This is a genomic window from Terriglobus albidus (genome assembly GCF_025685425.1).
GTDB classification, from domain to species: domain Bacteria; phylum Acidobacteriota; class Terriglobia; order Terriglobales; family Acidobacteriaceae; genus Terriglobus; species Terriglobus albidus.
The window spans coordinates 116,808-135,553 of sequence record NZ_JAGTAS010000057.1 but is presented as its reverse complement, the minus strand read 5'-3'; the positions used below and the strand labels follow the sequence as shown (position 1 = coordinate 135,553).

Annotated in this window: 16 protein-coding genes and 1 tRNA gene; 7 read left to right on the top strand and 10 right to left on the bottom strand. The window is 57.2% G+C overall.

The annotated features are described in order from the left end of the window. The first annotated feature begins 131 nt into the window (after nt 1–131). Nucleotides 132–1,835, top strand: a complete 1,704-nt coding sequence (locus OHL21_RS16860; protein WP_263418456.1) for a carboxypeptidase-like regulatory domain-containing protein — start codon at nt 132–134, stop codon at nt 1,833–1,835. Between the two features lie 84 nt (nt 1,836–1,919). Here the strand turns inward: OHL21_RS16860 and gnd are convergent, their stop codons facing one another. Then, nucleotides 1,920–3,380 (bottom strand): decarboxylating NADP(+)-dependent phosphogluconate dehydrogenase, encoded by a 1,461-nt coding sequence (gene gnd / locus OHL21_RS16855; protein WP_263418455.1) that lies wholly within the window; start codon nt 3,378–3,380, stop codon nt 1,920–1,922. Between the two features lie 218 nt (nt 3,381–3,598). On the opposite strand from gnd, the gene OHL21_RS16850 reads away from it, so the two are divergent. The 3 genes from OHL21_RS16850 (at nt 3,599) to OHL21_RS16840 (ending at nt 8,800) form a co-directional block, all read left to right on the top strand. Continuing rightward, complete coding sequence (locus OHL21_RS16850) at nt 3,599–6,169, top strand: hypothetical protein (protein WP_263418454.1); 2,571 nt, start codon at nt 3,599–3,601, stop codon at nt 6,167–6,169. Nucleotides 6,170–6,429: 260 nt separating this feature from the next. Continuing rightward, nucleotides 6,430–7,974 carry an ATP-binding protein gene (locus OHL21_RS16845; protein ID WP_263418453.1) on the top strand — a complete coding sequence of 515 codons (1,545 nt, stop codon included), beginning with the start codon at nt 6,430–6,432 and terminating at the stop codon, nt 7,972–7,974. A gap of 130 nt (nt 7,975–8,104) precedes the next feature. Beyond that, nucleotides 8,105–8,800, top strand: a complete 696-nt coding sequence (locus tag OHL21_RS16840; protein WP_263418452.1) for a YoaK family protein — start codon at nt 8,105–8,107, stop codon at nt 8,798–8,800. Nucleotides 8,801–8,871: 71 nt separating this feature from the next. Here the strand turns inward: OHL21_RS16840 and OHL21_RS16835 are convergent, their stop codons facing one another. The 8 genes from OHL21_RS16835 to modA all read right to left on the bottom strand — a co-directional run bounded on the left by OHL21_RS16835 (nt 8,872) and on the right by modA (nt 15,117). Then, nucleotides 8,872–10,014, bottom strand: coding sequence for a glycosyltransferase 87 family protein (locus OHL21_RS16835; protein ID WP_263418451.1), 1,143 nt, complete (start codon nt 10,012–10,014; stop codon nt 8,872–8,874). 116 nt (nt 10,015–10,130) lie between these two features. After that, nucleotides 10,131–10,206: transfer RNA gene (locus tag OHL21_RS16830), tRNA-Lys, on the bottom strand. Between the two features lie 373 nt (nt 10,207–10,579). Continuing rightward, nucleotides 10,580–11,407, bottom strand: coding sequence for a sigma 54-interacting transcriptional regulator (locus OHL21_RS16825; RefSeq protein ID WP_263418450.1), 828 nt, complete (start codon nt 11,405–11,407; stop codon nt 10,580–10,582). A gap of 70 nt (nt 11,408–11,477) precedes the next feature. After that, nucleotides 11,478–11,903, bottom strand: a complete 426-nt coding sequence (locus OHL21_RS16820) for a BrxA/BrxB family bacilliredoxin (protein ID WP_263418449.1) — start codon at nt 11,901–11,903, stop codon at nt 11,478–11,480. Nucleotides 11,904–11,938: 35 nt separating this feature from the next. Then, on the bottom strand, nt 11,939–12,949 hold the full coding sequence (locus OHL21_RS16815; protein WP_263418448.1) for a UDP-N-acetylmuramate dehydrogenase: 1,011 nt from the start codon (nt 12,947–12,949) through the stop codon (nt 11,939–11,941). Nucleotides 12,950–12,956: 7 nt separating this feature from the next. Then, the gene (locus OHL21_RS16810) at nt 12,957–13,649 is read right to left on the bottom strand and encodes an ATP-binding cassette domain-containing protein (RefSeq protein ID WP_263418447.1); all 693 of its coding nucleotides are present in this window, start codon (nt 13,647–13,649) and stop codon (nt 12,957–12,959) included. Next, nucleotides 13,642–14,310, bottom strand: coding sequence for a molybdate ABC transporter permease subunit (modB, locus tag OHL21_RS16805; RefSeq protein WP_263418446.1), 669 nt, complete (start codon nt 14,308–14,310; stop codon nt 13,642–13,644). The genes OHL21_RS16810 and modB overlap by 8 nt, the downstream gene beginning before the upstream one ends. 42 nt (nt 14,311–14,352) lie before the next feature. Next, nucleotides 14,353–15,117, bottom strand: coding sequence for a molybdate ABC transporter substrate-binding protein (gene modA / locus OHL21_RS16800; RefSeq protein ID WP_263418445.1), 765 nt, complete (start codon nt 15,115–15,117; stop codon nt 14,353–14,355). Between the two features lie 32 nt (nt 15,118–15,149). Here modA and thrC point away from each other — a divergent pair, with 32 nt between their 5' ends. The 3 genes from thrC (at nt 15,150) to trxA (ending at nt 17,933) form a co-directional block, all read left to right on the top strand. After that, nucleotides 15,150–16,481 (top strand): threonine synthase, encoded by a 1,332-nt coding sequence (thrC, locus tag OHL21_RS16795; RefSeq protein ID WP_263418444.1) that lies wholly within the window; start codon nt 15,150–15,152, stop codon nt 16,479–16,481. Then, nucleotides 16,478–17,377 carry a homoserine kinase gene (gene thrB / locus OHL21_RS16790; RefSeq protein WP_263418443.1) on the top strand — a complete coding sequence of 300 codons (900 nt, stop codon included), beginning with the start codon at nt 16,478–16,480 and terminating at the stop codon, nt 17,375–17,377. Before thrC ends, thrB begins: the two co-directional genes overlap by 4 nt. A 229-nt stretch (nt 17,378–17,606) precedes the next feature. Continuing rightward, nucleotides 17,607–17,933, top strand: coding sequence for a thioredoxin (gene trxA / locus OHL21_RS16785; RefSeq protein ID WP_263418442.1), 327 nt, complete (start codon nt 17,607–17,609; stop codon nt 17,931–17,933). An 86-nt stretch (nt 17,934–18,019) separates the two neighbouring features. Here the strand turns inward: trxA and OHL21_RS16780 are convergent, their stop codons facing one another. Further along, nucleotides 18,020–18,739 (bottom strand): HAD family hydrolase, encoded by a 720-nt coding sequence (locus OHL21_RS16780; protein ID WP_263418441.1) that lies wholly within the window; start codon nt 18,737–18,739, stop codon nt 18,020–18,022. Nucleotides 18,740–18,746: the final 7 nt, after the last annotated feature.

Sequence of the window (18,746 nt, the reverse complement as noted above, 5' to 3'; positions counted from 1 at the left end):
AGCCGGAAAGCTGCATAGCTGAGCCGAAGGAGCATCGGCGGCAGAGGCAACCTGAGAACGCTGTCCAGGCTGTTGTGCAGGGACGCGGATTTTCTGGAATTGGCTGGCGCAGTGTTTCGTGTGCAAGCGCAGTGAAGCGAGTCCGACTCCAATCCGTATCGTTGCTGCTGGTATTGATGCCGGTGGCGATTAGCGTTGCCGTCGCGCAGCCTAAAGGTGCTGCCGTGTCGGGCATCGTGCGTGATGCTCAGGGAATTCCTCAGATGGGTGCCCTCGTACAGGCACTTCTGCCAGACGCCACTCCTGCCGGAATGGCTGTGACTGACCTGAAGGGTCACTACGTCATCCGAAATCTCACTCCTGGAAAATATCAGGTGCGCGCAAGTGCGGCTCTGTTTTTGCCGTCGATGCGGGGCGATCTCCGCCTTCGCGCCGGAGCCCAGGCCATCGTTAATCTGACACTGACAACTCTCTTTGAAGAGAGCCGTTGGCTTCCCGCGGAGCGTCGCCAGCCGGATGAACCGGCGGATGAGTGGACCTGGTCGCTGCGCACGGCGGCGAACAGGCCGATTCTGCGCCTGGCGGGCGATCAGGACGTCGTGTTGATCTCTCCCGGACCGGAGGCGCCGCGGCGTGTCAGTCATACGCGGGTTGAAGTTGCCACTGGAGACGGTTTTGGCGGTGGCGGAGTCAAGAACACCGTTACCTACGGCACGGCCGGCAGCGACGGGCACGGTACTCTTGTGCGAGCAGGCAGCAGCGCCGTAAGCGGACCCTATGCGATGGGTGCGGCCACGGAAGGTTCGGTGGTCTATCAGCAGCCGGCCGGCATGTTCGGTTATACCCGTACCCGGGTCTCATTCCAGGACCATCCTGAAATGATGGGACAGGGAGGCGCGAGCGGATACCAGGCATATACGGTTGATTCCGCTGAAGTGATGAATTTTGGGGACATGCTTTCCCTGGAAGTCGGTAGCTCTCTGCGGGCTGTACGTATGGGGGCAGCTTCGGTGGAGGCCCGTCCATTCGTAAAGCTGGCGATGCATCCAAGCGACATGCTCGTGCTGAGCTATCGCATGGCGCGCTCCCGCGAGACGCAGAGCGCGGACGATATTGATGCTGCCGATGCTCCTCTTCCGGTTGCCGTGCTGCAGGGAGACCGCATGCTTCAGGAGCGCGGTACCCACCAGCAATTTGCCGCGACGCTTCGGAACAGTAAGGGAAGTATCCGTACGGCTTACTACCGGGATTCGATCGATCGTCCCATGGTGGCCGGTATTGGGCCCGTTACCGGTTCTCAGTTGGCGCATGGAACCATGCTGGCGGATGCAACGACAGGAACTGCCCGAATGATGGGGGATGCATATACCTCCGTCGGTTGGAGCGTTTCTGCCGGTGAACAGATCGGTCAGAAGCTCTGGACGACACTCGAACTGAATACTGGCGATGCCTTGTCGGTGGTCAATGCTCCTCAGACGCCGTCTCAGACCACCACCAGGTTCCGTGCAGGCCGTACGAAATCAGCCGCAGTCGGAATTAGGGCGCTGATGCCAACTTCGGGGACACAGCTTCGCGCAAGCTATCGCTGGCAGGATGAGAAGACAGTTACTCCTGTGAATCTCTTCTCAACCATGAGCCGGCAGCCGTATCTGAGCTTGTCAGTACGGCAGCCGCTTCGCGTCCGCCGTTTCCGGCTTGAGAATATGGAGGCGTTCCTCGACGTCACCAACCTGCTGGAGCAGGGCTATCAGCCATATCTCTCCTCTGATGGCAGAACCCTTTATCTGGCGCAGTCGCCGCGTATGCTCCAGGCAGGACTAGCGTTTACCTTCTAGGTAGATCATTTTTCAAGTTCGTTGTTCGTAAAGAATGAAGGGCGAGGCCGCTGCCCTCGCCCTTCGTGTATTCGTACCTGAAGATCAGGCGTTGTAGGTGCTCGAGGAGACACGGCCGCCGCGGCCGGTCCAGTTGGTGTGGAAGAACTCGCCGCGGGGCTTGTCGACGCGCTCATAGGTATGTGCACCGAAGAAGTCACGCTGGGCCTGCAGCAGGTTTGCCGGCAGACGATCAGTCCGGTAGCCATCATAGAAGGCCAACGCAGTGGAGAACGCCGGAGTCGGAACGCCGCTCTCGATTGCGTGAACCAGAGCCTTACGCCACGACGCGTGGTACTCGTTCAGGATCTTCGAGAAGAAGTCATCCAGAAGCAGGTTATCGAGCTTCGGATTCTTGTCGTAGGCGGCTTTGATGTTGCCCAGGAAAACCGAACGGATGATGCAACCACCGCGCCACATCAGTGCGATGCCGCCCATGTTCAGGTTCCAGCCCTGTACCTTTGCAGCCTCGCGCAGCAGCATGTAACCCTGCGCATAGCTGATGAGCTTCGAGCAGAAGAGTGCGCGGCGAACGTTCTCAATGAACTCTTTCTTATCCGCAGCATTGCCTGCTTTCTTGGGACCCTGCAGCACCTTCGAAGCGGCGACACGCTCTTCCTTCAACGCGGAGAGGCAGCGTGCGAAGACGCTCTCACCGATGAGTGTGACCGGCATGCCGTTATCGAGGGCGTCGATAGCGGTCCACTTGCCTGTGCCTTTCTGGCCCGCGGTGTCCAGGATCTTGTCGAGCAGCGCCTGGCCGTCATCGTCTTTCTTGGCGAAGATCTCAGCGGAGATCTCAATCAGGAAGCTGTCAAGCTCACCCTTGTTCCACTCGGCAAAGACTTCGTGGAGTTCATCGGCAGTGAGTCCCAGGCCATCCTTGAGCAACTGATAAGCTTCGCAGATCAACTGCATATCGCCGTACTCGATGCCGTTGTGGACCATCTTTACGTAATGGCCTGCACCGCCTTCACCCACCCAGTCACAGCAGGGAGTTCCATCCTCGACCTTGGCTGCGATGCCCTGGAAGATCGGCTTTACTGCCGGCCATGCTTCAGGATTGCCGCCAGGCATGATTGACGGGCCGAAACGCGCGCCTTCTTCGCCGCCGGAGACGCCGGTGCCGATGTACAGAATGCCCTTGTCGGCAAGGTCCTTGGTGCGACGGTTAGAGTCGGTGAACAAAGAGTTACCGCCATCAATGATGATGTCGCCCTTCTCCAGGAAAGGCACGATGGAATCGATGGTCTGATCGACAACCGCGCCGGCCTTCACCATGATCATGATGCGGCGGGGCCGCTTCAGCTTGGAGACCAGCTCCTCGATGGAATGAGCGCCTTCAATAGGCGTACCCTTCGCTTCATTCGCCAGAAACTCATCTACCTTCGACGTGGTGCGATTGTAGACAGCGACCTTGAAACCGTGGTCGTTCATGTTGAGAACGAGGTTCTGACCCATGACTGCAAGGCCAATCAGGCCGATATCGCATGTTGCTTCAGACATTTTCTTCTAAAACCCTTTCAGATCGCTTCTGTGTGCGGGGGATCGTTGTTGCATACAAGCATAGTCGAAAGGCCTTGTTTCTGGCCGAAAAGTGTATGAAAGAAGGACGGTCAGAGGTTGCGTTATCGATTGCGAAGCGCTTTTTTATCAGAAATAACCACAACCCGCCGGTGCGATTAGCGTCTCAGTCAAAGAACCCCAAAGAGGAGCATCCCCCAGTGAGCCTAGGTATTCGTCTACTTGTCGCGATGTCTTTACTGCTTTCAGCCTTAGAGGGGCAGCAGCCTCAACAGGATGCCCAGCGGGCACAGAGCGCCCAGCCGTTGACCGCCTTGACGGGGAATGGGCAGACCGTTCAGGTCGATGCTGCCAGTACGATCAATGCGGCAAATATCCGCCGCTTCCATCAGACCCATATCATGGCTCACGGACCGGGAATCGAAGCGCACGAGATGCATGACGTCCCGTATGACGTTCCTGGTGTATTTGCTGTTGGGCAAGGCATCGGTTACGGTGAAATGCTGCGTTGCGTGCAGAATGCGACGACTGCCAAGGGAGTCGGTAGATATTACTGTAATGCGTTGCTCAACCTCGGTGATCAGACGGGCATGAGTCTCGGAAATCTCGGCGGGTGGATGACCAGCAGTCTATTGCATCTGACGAACTTTACCTCCTACGCGGGCATCTCGCAGGTTGTGACGATAGACCATATGCATAGCGGAGTTGGTGACAGCTCCATGGTCTATGGATACCCTCTTTGCGCGGGAGGTACGACAGCCGGATCCGATGAAGGATGTGCTCATTGGAGTTCAGTCGGTGGCCAATACAGCCAATACTTTTCGGGAAAGTTTATGCAGGGAACGATTACCGGTCAGACGGTATTTCCCGACTTCGACGCTAAGAACGGCATCTGCTATAACCCGGCGAGTCAAGGAAACCGCTATTGCTACGGACAGGGAGAGTATCTGATCGACAGTAGCGCACCCATCGCTCAGGGAGCGTTACTGTCGGCAACAGTGGAGTCGGGGAATGCGCCCGCTTTACTGGCCGTAGAACCTGCGAATCTAACACCTGTCCCTACCTGGGGATATATTCCCGCACCGCCGGACATTCCTAAGGTAAGTACCGCAAACGTTCCGAAACCTACGGGAAATTTGACTGTGACGATTGTGCGTGGCGCCGGCTTTCAAGCCGGCGACGCTGTGTGCTTCATGGGCAGTGTATTTCCAGAGAACTCGACCGTGCTGTCAGCCACACCTCTTGCAGGAGGGACCCAGACCATTACATTGTCGCTGCGTAAGCCAGAAAAGAATGGTGTGACGCATTTCATCTACAAAACACCGGCCTGCGGACAGCTAAGCCCAATTGCCGAAGAACAGCAGACCGGCTGGCCGGCAGGTTACTTTGCTGTTCCTGTCGATGCCGGCCACCTTGCCTGGGCGTTTTACAGTCATGGAAGTCGTCAAGAGGTTGCCCCGCCGTTTGATGTAAAAGGCAGAGTGGCTGAATCTCCTTTCGTGCTTCCGGTACAGGAGCGCGGGGTTATCTTGAAGCGTGCACCCGATGGCACCGTGGTTGCGACTGGGCGGGGCGGCGGTGTGGAACTCCACGACTTTGCACATTACCCTCGTGTAAGCGTCAGTGGATGTCAGGATGCGTCATTCAATGAGATGATCGGCAATCCAATTGCTTCGACAGATGTTTCAAGTCTCACCTATCAAAGTGCAACGAAATCGGCGGGCACCTGCAATTCCGCAGTCCTGAACATCGTGGGCACAAACGCTTACGCGCTCTACTACGGGGCCGAGATCATCTCTACAAGTAACCCCGATGCGCCAGGTGCTGGAGCAAGCGGATATATAGAGGTTGAGCAGAATAGAATTCCCTGGCAACCTGGCCACCTTGCAAAGGTCGGACATGTAGAGTCTTTCAACGGGTCTGCATTGCGCCTCTACCAGACGCAATTGACGCCTGGCAATGGGTTCACCGGTAGCGGAAGTATTCTGCACGCTGGGGTGAGCGGAATGGCGTCGGGCTGTGCTATCTGTTTAGAGAATTTCGTGCCGGCAAATCACTACTCCGGACTTGGTGGATGGCAGCGGCTGCCTGACTTCCTTTTCTGGAAAGGGCCGATCGGGCGGATGCTCGATTCACAATTTGCACCGCGGACCATTCTTTATGCGGGACATTCCATTGAATATCCCCAAGGCAGTCCGAACGAGCCGGACTACCAGGTCGCATATTTACGTGGATACAAAGGAGACGGCGCGATTACGGCATCTCCTTCGGCATTTGGAAGTCCGACTGCGCCCTCGTGGACATTCACCGGAGCATCCAGGTTTGTTGGGAGCGTCATTAGCAACAACAGCTTTTTCCTGGATAGCGGACATAACACGGGATGGACGATGCAACTGGGACAAGGCGGAAGGTCCTGGTCGTTGCACGATGTTGCACGCAATAGCGATGTGATGACGGTGGAGTCGAATGGCAAGATCTCTTTTTCAGAGCCTGTCACTGCGCCGAACCTTCAGGCCGCACTCGAGGGCGCTACATCTCCGATAGGAGGAACTTCGCTGACTGCCGGCATGTGTGCCACGGGAAATGCAAGCGTCCCTGGTGCTGTTCCAGGGCAGCCGGTCGCGGTCTCTGCTACTGATGGCAGCCTTCCTCAGCCGATGATCCTGCTGTCTGCTGCAGTTGTTGCCGCCGATACAGTCAAGGTTCAGCTTTGTGCCGTCACCGCCATGACACCACCGGCGAAGGCATACAACGTGAGAGTGATTCCCTAAAGAACGGATGCATTTCTTGGCCAGGTGCTCTTGTCTGTACTCGGAAAAGATGAAGATGTCCGCGATGATTGCTAGCGAGTCGTATGATTCCGGGCGGCATTTTCCGAACAACTGCGGGGTATACTCAAGAGCCATAGAGCATCCTCCCTGTAGGTGTAGGCCAGAGCATCTGTATCTATGGGCGTTTTCTGCAATGTAAACGCCGCTGCACGTTCCCTTCGGGATCCCCAACAACAGGGAAAATGCTCTAGACAGGATTGATGGTGCTGCATAGGGTCTTCAACGCGCTTGGCAACCTCCCCCTCCGGTTGTCTTTTTGGAGTGAAGTAGCTCTCGGAGCTCTGGTTGCATGCATTCCATTTGGCCTGAGTCTCATGATGGCTCCCAATCATCGGTCGCCTTACCTGCTGTCATATCCTGCAGTGATCCTGAGTGCCTGGGTGCTTGGCTTATCAGGCGCGGTAGCCTGCGCTGTCGTCTCGGGATGTGGGATTGAGTACTTCATCTTTGCAACGCATCGTATCAATCTGGCGCCTGATCCCAGTGGCTGGTTCTTCCGCGAGTGTGTCTTTATCATCGGGTCGATCTTCGTGGGCAGCCTCACGCGTATTGCCGCACGCGAGCGCGAAGAAGCGAAGACACTAAAGCTGGAACACGAGCTTACACTTTCGCGAACAGAAAGCTATCTTGCGCAGGAGCAGGCTCGAGCCAGTGAGCTGGCCCGAGAGAATCAGGTTCGCATCGAGATGGCGCTCGATGGTGCGAATGCCGGCGTGTGGGAATGGGATATCTCGTCCGATCATGAGATATGGTCGACTGGTTTCTATCGTCTGCATGGTATCGATCCATCGCTTCGGGCGGCTAATGAGCTCTGGCGGCGTAGTGTTCATCCTGATGATGTGGGGCAGGCTGAACGGGAGCTCGAGCTTGCCGTCCAGCGGAAAGACTCCTGCTATACCGAATACAGAGTGGTTCTTCCAGACGGCGGCATTCGATGGATTGCTTGTCAGGGAGTCACACAGCTTGATGAGGCCGGAGAGGTTCGCGGAATCACAGGATACTGTGGAGATGTAACCAGGCGAAGGCTGACCGATCAAGCACTTTTGAGAAATGAAAAGCTCGCTGTTGCCGGCCGCCTTTCGGCGGCAATCGCTCATGAGATCAATAATCCGCTGAACGCAGCTATGGGATTGTTGTTTTTACTGAAAGACAGCGGCATAAGTCCGGAACAGACGCGGTATGTTGAAGAGACCGGACAGCAGCTCGAACGGGTTGTGGAGATCACGCGGCAGACGCTTCAGATGTCGCGGAGCACTTCAAAGTTCGTGACGGTAAAACCGGCGGAGCTAGTCAGTGCAACCATACGTTTGCTTTCCCCAAAGCTGCATCTTGCCAAGATCGAGTTCGATACCGAGGCTGAAGGGAACGCAGAGGTTCTTGGATCGCCCGGAGAGCTACAGCAGGTACTTACAAATCTCATCAACAACTCCATTGAGGCAATGCCGCACGGTGGACGACTTCGTGCCAGAGTACGTCCATCCTGTCACTGGAAAGACCGGCTGCTTCGCGGCGTTCGTATTACAGTTGCGGATTCAGGTTCTGGTATGCCCCCTCAGGTCTATCGGCGAATGCTTGAGCCGTTTTTCACAACGAAGGAAGAGACTGGCACCGGCCTCGGCATGTGGGTCGTTTCAGAGCTCCTGGCAAAACACCATGGTGCGTTGAGTATACGCAGCAGCATACGGCCGGCCCATCATGGAACAACCTGTTCTATCTTCATCCCTTTTGTGCGTACGCAGATTTGAGTTGTCTCGGTTCGAGACAAGGCGAACGATTGCTTAGAGCATACGGCGGTAGAGCTGTATGCTCGCTATGCTGCTGTTCTATTGCCGGCCTGCCACAAGTATGATCGGTGCGGGAGGGAAGGATCGATTGGTGACAACGAGCCTTGCCGCTGAAACCGATACGAGACTAGGTGTATCGGCGCACGCTCTGCTGGCATTCGCCGGCGGGTACCTCGATGCATTTACTTACATCGGGCACGGCCACGTCTTCGCGAATGCAATGACTGGGAATGTCGTCCTGCTCGCGATTGATCTGGTGACGGTTGCCTGGCAGGATGCGGGGCGTCACTTCCTGGTGCTGGTGATGTTCCTGTTTGGTATTGCGGCAGCAAGGCTGGTGCAGCATGAGTACATTGCCACCGCTGTTCGCGTCCCAGAAGCTGCCGTACTGACGCTAGAGATTGCAATCCTTATATGCCTGAGCTTTTCTACAAGCTACGGTGCGTCTCTCGGGATCTCTATGGCAATCGCATTTGCCGCTTCGCTACAGGTAGCCACGTTCCGCCAGGTCAACAAGCAGAGTTACAGCTCGACATTTACGACCGGAAATCTGCACACAATGATGAGGAGTTGGCTTGCTTGGCTCGTTGCCGGTCGATCCCCAGAAGACCTGCAACAGGCAAAGGTTTTTGCTCAAATCTGCGGGATGTTCTTTTTAGGCGCTGTGCTCGGGGCGTACTGCACGCCACGTTTTCATAACCACGCGCTTTGGGGCGAGTGTTTCTTTCTGCTGGTCGTGCTGGTAAGGGTCATGCTGGTGAGAAGCAAATACCTCGCATCTAGTTGACTTCACCAGAGGGTGGAAACTCCCCCTACAATTTACGGTCAAGGTAGCAGATGTCCTCAACTTCACCGGCATCAGGGGTTCTCGGTCGCGATTGCGGCGCCGAGGGTTGGCGGGGCATTCACTTTTATCGCATAACTGCTCGCGAAGAAGTACCAGGTAATCCAGGCGGGAGCGGTCCAGAGGTAAGTCCACGAGTGCATCGAAACTCCCAAAAGCGTCTGAATCTCAATCGCTGCACTGATGAGGGCAAGGAAGGCGATCATGCTGCGAGAGGAGCTGAGATAGGCGGCCGGGAGCAACGTCGCAATCAGAACCGCTTGATCCGTAAACCAAGCGTAGGGAGCGAGCAGAACCGAGACCAGAAGCAAGAGCCCTACGTGTTCCGTCCATGAGTGCTTCGAGAAATAGAAGACAGCCCAGATAGAGCTAAGCAACGCGGGTAAGTATTGAATCCACGGCGAGTGCAAAGCGAATCGGAGGGCGACACTAAGGCAAGGGATGAACTCGCCTTCCAGTTCGTGGCCGTGCATCATTTGGCTGTAGTGGTTCCATATCGAAGGGTCGAAGTACAGAGCAACTGATGAGCTAACTGCAAGCGCCAGGACTGTGCCGGCGAGGAGTGAATATCGTTTCTTGATAAGACTCGACAGGATAAGCGCGACTGCAAACGGTAGGAACAGGTGCGGCTTGAGGGCGCATAGCCAGAGAGAGCAACCGGCCAGGAAGTATCGGGTTTCATGGAGACGCAGAAAGAGAACGAGACCAAGCAACACAAGAAGGGAGGTTTGCCCAGCCAGCAGACAGGCTAGGGCGGGAGCAAAGGTGTAGCCGAGAAAGCCGAGGCGGCCTTTTGGGCGGAGCAGCCGGACGGAAACTACCAAGCAGGAAAGCGAAAGAAGCGACCACAGCAGAGCGGCTGTCCGCAAGCTCACGAATCCGAGAGGAAGAGTCAGCAGAAGTGCCGACGGCGGATTGCGCATGATGAGAGCCTGATAGCCGACAGGGAAACCGGCAGAGTGTTCGATCCGCAGAATGGCATCAGCATCATAGGGATTTTGATGATGGATAAGTTGCTGCCCAGCGGCCCAATAGGAGATGAAGTCATGGTTTCCCGCCGAATTTCCTGTGAGCAGCAGCGTGCATATTCCGATGGCAGTCAAAGCAAAAGCAAGGGTGCATATCGCCACAACAAGAAACTCAGCAGCTCTGCGCATTGCAACGCCCGCTCTTTCCATGGAGGGTCTACCAACCTACCACGCGCCACCCCAAATTAAAAGGAGAAAATACATGATCTAACGCTTGGAAAGTTGTTAACACTGAATGGGCCAGATGGTGGACGCGGAAGGAATCGAACCTTCAACCTGTCGATTAAGAGTCGAATGCTCTGCCAATTGAGCTACGCGTCCGATGGGTTGTTCTCAGCCCTCGCCGATGTGCTGGCCAGCGCTGAACACTTTATTGACTATAGCACAGATCACGCGCAAGTCGAATCGACCCTGTTGAGAACACGGTGCTGATGAGGGTGTTTGTAAAAACAGCGATCCGTCGCTTAAAGCATTTTCCCTGTTGCTGGGTATCCCGGAAGGGGCGTGCAGCGGCGTTTTCATTGCGGAAAACGCCCATAGATGCGGATGCCCTACTTCTACACCTACAGGGAAAATGCTCTAACCGCATTTTCCCTGTTGCTGGGTATCCCGGAAGAGGAGTGTAGCGGCGTTTTCATTACGGAAAACGCCCATAGATGCGGAAGCCCTACACTACACCTACAGGGAAAATGCTCTAGGCCTCCAGCATCCGGTAGAGCGTCGAGCGGCTGATGCCGAGCAGCTCCGCTGTGCGTACTTTATTGCCTTCGCACTGTGCCAGCACACCACGAACGTGGCGGGAGATCAGATCATCCAATCGGACAGGCAGCGAATCTGCTTTAACTGGAGACGCCACTTCCGGGAGAGAGATCGTATGAATAACGTTTCCTTCCTGCTGCATAGCTGCGTTGCTCAGAACGCTTTCGAGTTCGCGAATGTTTCCTGGCCAGGAGTGGCCGCGAAGTGTTTCCATTGCCTCACTCGAGAGCTCCATTGTCGGCTTATGATAGCGCTCGCCCGCGAACGCGAGAATGTGCTCCACAAGCAATGGCAGATCTTCCATGCGCTGCCGCAGCGGCGGCACCTCGATCTCAACCGTTGAAAGGCGGTAGTACAGGTCTGAGCGGAACTCACCGATGGCGGCCTGATGCCGTAGATTGCGATACGTAGCAGCGATAATGCGGGTGTCCACCATACGCATCAGACGCAGCAGCTTCGCCTGAACGGGGGACGAGGTATCGCCGACCTCATCCAGGAACAGCGTTCCACGAGCCGCTGACTCCAGCGATTCTTCAATGGTTGTAGCGGGGTCGTAGACCAAAAAGGGCTCGTTCGCGGCAGGACTGAGCCGGTGCAGGATACGCGCTGCAAGTTCTTTGCCGACGCCGGGTTCACCAGTCAGCAGAATGGTGCGGAAGTGCGGCCCAATGCGCTCGAGTTGTAATCTCAGCCGCTCCATGGCTGGACTGCTGCCAAGCATCTCGAAGAACGTGGGCTGAGGGATGTGTTCCATAACAGACATGGCTCACTTTCTCCATCGGCGGATTCAATGGAAAAGTGAGCCAATCTGTAACAAAGAGTTTTCTAAGGATTTACGCGGGAGTCTTAGCGCAGTAGGTGTCGAAAGCCCGCTGCAGCTCCTGGGCAATGGCCGGGGCGGTCGAGGTTTCGATCGCCGAGCGCTGCATCAGGTAGACCAGCTGTCCGTCACGCAGAATAGCGATCGACGGCGAGGTCGGCGGGTGTCCGCCAAAGTAGCTGCGCGCTTTCTCGGTGGCTTCGCGATCCTGACCGGCGAAGACAGTAATGGACTGGTCCGGGAGAGTGGGGTTCGACAGGGCCATACGGACGCCGGGCCGCATCTTACCGGCAGCGCAGCCGCAGATCGAATTCACAACCACCATGGTGGTGCCAGGCTTGGCCAGGGCTGTGTCCACTTCGGCCGCGGTGCGAGCCTCTGCGATGCCTGCGCGGGTCAACTCCTCGCGCATGGGGATGACCATGATCTCTGGGTACATTGTTCGGATTTCCTCCAGACTCTATTGTAAATGGTCTACAGCTCTACCGGTTCCTGCTCCAGATGGATGCCGAACCGGGCTTTCACACCAGCCCGAAGATGGTCGCGCAGTAGCAGAATCTCGCCCGCCGTCGCGCCGCCACGGTTGGTCAGGGCCAACGCATGTTTGGTGGAGAGTCCAGCCTTGCCGAGAGTAAAGCCTTTATGGAAACCGCTGGCCTCCAGAAGCCACGCCGCTGAGAGTTTCACACCGCCGGGAGCAGGCCAGTGGGGCACGTTGCCATGAGTAGCTGCGATTGATTCGTAGAGCTCTGCCGGAACGACGGGATTCTTGAAGAAAGATCCGGCGGACTGAGTGTCGGCATCGCCAGGAATCAGGACCATGCCTTTGGCCGCACGAATCTTCCGGACTTTGGTCGCGACTTCCATCAACGTAGGCGTTTCACTCGGCAGAAACGCGCGTTGCAGATCGGCGTAAGCCAGCGATGGGGCGCCGCCGGGCAGCAGCCGGAAGCTCACGGCCGTGACGATATACCGGTCAATGTCCTCGTGGTTGAAACGGGAGCGGCGGTAGGCAAAGCCGCATTCTGCATTGGTAAACGTGAGCGGGGTGAGCGTTGCCCGATCAATGGCACGTACCTGGGTGATGGTCTGCGATACCTCCTGACCATAAGCGCCCACATTCTGGACAGGCGTCCCACCAACTGTGCCGGGAATACCTGCCAGGCACTCGATACCCTGCAGATTCCGCTCAGCGGCAAGCTGTACCAGCACATCCCACTCTTCTCCTGCGGCTGCTGTCAGAGTGTTGCCCTGCTGCGCGATCCCTTTCATTGCGATGCGAATCACCAGACCGTCGAAACCGTTGTCACCTACAAGCAGATTCGATCCGCCTCCCAGGACAAACACTGGAATACGCTCTTCCCGCGCGAAACGAAGCGCATCAAGGATCTCGGTTTCGCCTCCTGCCTCGACGAAGAGACGAGCCGCCCCACCAACCTTGAATGTGGTGTAGGGAGCGAGCGGAATGTTTTGCTGGATATGCACGGACAGACTACAGAGTAAAGGTTCGTGATCCATCGAGACTGCGCAACAGCTGAAGGCGTTCCTCGGCGAGCACCTCCTGCGCCGGCCCTTGGGCGACGATGCGTCCCTCATGAAGCTTGATCACCTCAGCTTCCAAAAGAAGCGCCTCAGTGACATCATGCGTGACGGAAAGAACGGGGAGTCTGTGCTCGCGTGTCCATTGCTTGAGCGTGAGCAGAAGCTCATCGCGCAACGCCTGCTCCAGACCGGTAAACGGTTCATCCAGCAGTACCAGGCGCGAGTACCTGGGCATTAGCGCTCGGGCTACACTGACGCGTTGTGCCTGGCCGCCGGAGAGTTGAGCCGGATAGCGGTCCAGTAACTCGCCAATACGGAACACGCGAACCAGATCCTGAAACCGCTCGGCATGGAGCTCCTGTTCGCGCTTGAAATCTCCCGCTGGGAGCTCCCGGCCGAACTCGAGATTCCCCCTGACCGTCATATGTGGAAACAGCGCAGCCTGCTGCGAAGCGAGAGGGATATGCCGTTTCCAGGCTGGTGGGCCTCCGCGTAATCCGGCGATGCTGCGAAGGATGGTCGACTTGCCGGAGCCTGACGGTCCGAAGAGCACTGTCCAGGGCGAGCGAAGTGCCACAGTGACGTCAATCGTGATTGAGTCCAGCTTCGCGGTGACATGTTCGTATAGAAATGGCTCAGACAAGACGCGTGCTCCTTTGCCCGGCTCGCCAGTGCACAAGCAACAGTGAGACAAACGAAAAGGCCAGCAGCAGAAGAGCCGTGCGATTGGCTGCGGCGAAGTTGAAATCGGCAACCTGATCGTAGAGCGCGATGGAGAGGGTTCGCGTTGCGCCCGGGATGTTGCCGCCCAGCATCAATACAACTCCGAATTCGCCGACGGTATGGGTAAAGGCCAGAATTCCGGCGGTCAGCAACGATGGACGTATCAGCGGCATGGTCACCCGCACAAAGACAACGGAAGGCCGTGCCCCCAGCGTCGCTGCAGCCTCCCGCAGCTCCGGCCCGACCGCCATCATGCCGCTTACCAGGGGCTGTACGGCGAAGGGAAGGCTGTATAGCAGGGAACCTATCAGCAGCCCGGTAAATGAGAAAGCAAGCGGATGTCCGAGGGTCTTTGTGATCACGCGTCCGACCGCGGTTGTGGGGCCAAGCAGCACCAGGAGATAGAAACCCAGCACAGTTGGAGGCAGTACCAATGGCAGAGCGACCAGCGCCTGCGCCAGCGGACGCAAACGGCTTCGTCCGTAGGCCAACCATGCTGCCAGTGGCAGTCCAAAGCACAGCAGGATGGCGGTCGTGGTGAAGGCCAGGCGGAATGTCAGCCACAGAGCATCGAAATCCATCGGTGAAGGACAGTGTACCGGGGCCCTGTGGCCGGGCTGGACTCACTTCACCGGCGAGAGTCCCAGGTCCGGCAGGTGCGGCTGAACCTCGCTCGAGAGAAACCAGTTCAGGAAGGCGTGTGCGGCATCGCGCTGCGCTGAACTGCGCAGTACGACTGCCGTTTGCGTGATAGGGGTATAGCTGGAGAAAGGGAAGAGCACGAACGTTCCTGATTGTTTGAACTTCGAGGAGACCGCCAGAGTCTTCGAGATGATCGCAAGTTCGGCGTTCCCGGTGAAGGCAAACTGGCCGGCTTGGCCTACATTTTCAGCACGCACAAGGTGATCTTTGACCTTGTCCTCGAGTTTGAGCCTTTTCAATGCTTCCATCGCAGCACGGCCATACGGGGCGTGCTCGGGGTCGGCGATAGCCAGAGATTTGAGGTTGGCTGACTCCAGTGCCGCCAGTTGGAGAGGGTTGAATGGGGATCCATTCCGCGTCCATAGAACCAGGGTGCCCTTGGCATAGGGAATTGGGCTGCCGGTGTCCGCCAAATTGGCTGCGACCACCTTCTCCGGAAAATAGAAATCGGCCCCCATAAACACGTCAAAGGGACCTCCCGGACCTGCCGAGATGATCTGGCTGGCCAGGACGGAGGAAGCTGCATAGGAGACCAGCAGGTGGACGTTTGACTTCTTCTCATAGACCGGCCCCAGGACCTCAAGCACGGGCTGCAGATCTGCTGCCGCTGCAAGCCGCAATTCCACCGGCTTTGTCTGTCCGAATGCTGGAGGAATCAACAAGAGGAGGAGCAGCGCTTTGAGCATGGCAGAAAGTTTACGGTACCCTAGAGATACCGATGAAAGAGAAGTCACACGAGCTTAGATGCACAGGGTGCGGTGCGCGCATTGCCGGTACAGATGCGACCTCCAACTTTCGCTGTGCCCAGTGCGGTGAGCTGTACGAAGTGGTTTACCCGTGGTCGTCCGATGGCGCCAACCTTCCCAATGCGGGCGCGCTGCGCTGGCTGTGGCAGGAACGCCGCTCTTCCACCCTTCCGATCGATCAGAGTGGTGTCTGGCGTTTCCGCGACCTGCTGCCGATTCTCGATGATCCATCTCATGCCGTGACTCTCCGCGAAGGCAATACGCCTTTGTATGAGCTGCCTCGCTGCGGGAAAATCGCCGGTGTGGATTGGCTGTTGGCCAAGCACCAGGGCATGAATCCGACGGGCAGCTTCAAAGACACCGGCATGACAGCCGCCCTGTCGGTCGCCGCCGAGCGGGGCTTCAAGGTGGTCGCCTGCGCCTCTACGGGAAATACCTCGGCCGCCATGGCAGCCTATGCCGCGCGCGCCGGTTTGACCAGCATCGTGTTTATTCCCGAAGGCAAGATCGCCTGGGGCAAGCTGTCGCAGTCCATGGATTACGGTGCATTGACCATCCAGCTTAAAAGCGATTTCGATGGCTGCGTCCGGGTCTTGAATGACCTGGTCAAGCGCCTGCCGATCTACATGCTCAATTCAGTGAATCCCTATCGCCTCGAAGGGCAGAAGACACCCGCTCTCGAGATGGTGGAGCAGATGGACTGGCAGGTGCCGGAGCACGTGATCGTCCCCGGCGGCAATCTAGCCAATAGCTCCGCGCTTGGCAAAGGTTTCGAAGAGATGAAGCGCCTGGGACTCATCAGCCGTGTTCCGAAGATCTCTGTCGTCCAGGCCCACGGTGCAAATCCGCTTTATCGGGCAATGCAGGCAAGTGCCGGGGAACAGCTTTCGCCTGTTGTCGCGGACACCCGGGCAACCGCAATTCGCATCGGCAATCCCGCAAGCTGGAGGAAGGCTGTGCGCGTCATCCGCGCAACCGGCGGATGGGTGGAGGAGGTCTCCGAGCAGGAGATCGCTCAGGCCAAGGCTGAGATCGGGGCGGAAGGAATCGGATGCGAACCGGCTTCTGCCGTCACCCTGGCGGGGCTGAAGAAGCTTACCCGGGACGGACGCGTCGGCCGCGAGGAACGGGTTGTCCTTCTGCTGACAGGGCACACCCTGAAGGACCCGGAGTACACCATCGATTTTCACCGTGGAACTCTGTTTTCGGACCAGGAGGCCTCTTCGCTACGTAAGCCGCCGGTGGTACTGGAAGCGCAGACCGACGCGGTGCTTAAGGCGCTCGAGAGCAGCATTCAGTTATGACCGTATCTGTAAGAGTCCCTGCAAGTTCTGCCAATCTCGGGCCGGGATTTGATGCGCTGGGCATGGCGCTGGCCATGTATCTGGAAGTCGATGCGGAGGTCGCCGAACAGACCTCGGTTGACGCTTCAGGCCGGGACGCGCTTCTGTGCGGGCGGCTCGAACATAACCTGATCCTTGAGACCATTGGCGATCTTCTGCGGGCCTCGGGACACCCTGTTCCGGGTCTGAAACTGGCGCTCAGGAATGATATTCCGTTAGGGCGGGGTTGCGGCTCCTCGGCGGCGGCCATCGTGGCTGCGGTGCTTCTTGCCAATGAGATCGGTGGATTAGGCTGGAACGAAGCCCGTCTGTTGCGCGAAGTGACTCGCATCGAGGGACATCCCGACAATGTGGCCGCGGCGTTGCTGGGTGGCGTCGTAGCATCTGCCATGCAGCCGGACGGCGAAGTCGCGGCGGTTAAGATCGCTGCTCCTGCTGACTGGCAGTTCCTGGTGGCGATTCCGGGAAGCTCGCTCTCGACGGCAAAAGCCCGTGGCATGCTGCCGGCAGAGTACTCAAAGGCCGACGCGATCTTCAACGTGCAGCGCAGTGCGCTTCTTATGGGCGCCTTCGCGGCAGGCCGGGGCGATCTGCTGCGGCTGGCCATGCAGGACAGAATGCACCAACCATACCGTATGGATGCCTGCCCTCTCCTGAAGGCTCTGCTGCCCCTTTCTGGCGTGAATGGTGTGTTAGGTGTCGCACTCAGCGGCGCAGGGCCGTCGGTCCTGTTGGTACTCGACAAGGATGCCGATCCGGAAGAGGTGATCGCGCGGGCAAGATCGCGAAGCGAAGATCCGGGACTCGAGGTTATTCTCACTCGCGTGGCTGAGGGCGCTAGCGTGTCCACGAAGTAACCTATTACCGCGGGTTACTGAAGATTGCTTTACAAGTTTTGATCTCACCAATACTGTCATCTCGTGGGCAGTTCTGGGGGAGGGCTGCTCCGGCGCCCGTTGATCTTTATAGATCCGGGCGCTTCTCCTTTTAAGCTGAAAAATAACAGGGTTTCCCGCCCAAATCAGGGGTGTGAATCGCGAGGCAGGTTTCAGCATCCTATAATGCGGAGAGAAAAAGGGAGGAACGATGGCAAACGTAGCAGATGTAAGCGATGCGACATTCGAGAGCGAGGTGCTGCAGTCGCAGCAACCCGTAATGGTTGATTTCTGGGCCGCATGGTGTGGTCCTTGTCGAGCGCTTGCGCCCATCGTTGATGAAGTGGCCACTACTTACAACGGACAGTTGAAGGTAATGAAGATGAATGTGGACCAGAACGCACAAACGCCTGCACGTTATGGCATTCGCGGCATTCCGGCGCTGCTGATCTTCAAGGATGGCAAGGTCGCCGAGCAGATTGTCGGTTACGTGCCCAAGGACACCATTGACAAGAGCGTGACCAAGGTTCTGGCCTAAGCCACTTTCCAACAAGGTTGCTAAGAGCCCGCTGCGAAGGCGGGCTCTTTTGCGTTAACCTCGGTTTATTTTCGGTTTACGCGGTTTTAGAAATAGTGCGCCAGATGGGAAAAGGCGGGGAGTTGCAGAAAGGCCTGGCTCGATGGAGGCGGAAGCAGCTCTTCATGTTCCAGCATCCAGGTGTTGTCGTGCGGAATAAAAATGGCATTCAAACCCGCCTCAAGAGCCGGGTTGACATCGCTCTTGGGTGAATTTCCGATCATCCACGTGGAAGCCGCTTCGCAACGATGACGATCGCGCAAAGTCAAGTAGGCTTCGCTGTGTTTTTCCGGTAGAACTTCGATCTCATGAAAACACGGCTTCAGGCCGGAGCGTTCCAGCTTGTCGCGCTGTTCCCAATCGTCGCCTTTGGTGACGAGAATGATGCGATGGCGTGTCGTCAGCTCAGCCAGCGTATCGGCAACGCCTGGTAGGAGCTCAATCTCCTGGGTTGCAATGGCATCGGCAAAGCTGGAGATCTGTTCGTGCGTCTGCGGAGAGACGGGTTCTGGGGAGAGCTGTTCAAAACAGTTCACCAGCGACTGACGGAAGCTCTTCAGGCCATAACCGCGCTGACGGATGGTCTCGCGCTCGCACGCATTCAGGTGATGGCGTATCTCATCGGGGCTGTACGCGTGGTGGCTAAGCAGCGAGATGAAGCTTGCGATGGCCCGTTCAAAATAGATGTTGTTCTCCCAAAGGGTGTCATCCGCGTCGATCAGCAGCGTTTGGCCCAGCGGCAGGCGTTGTATGGGGGTATCGGGCATACGCTTT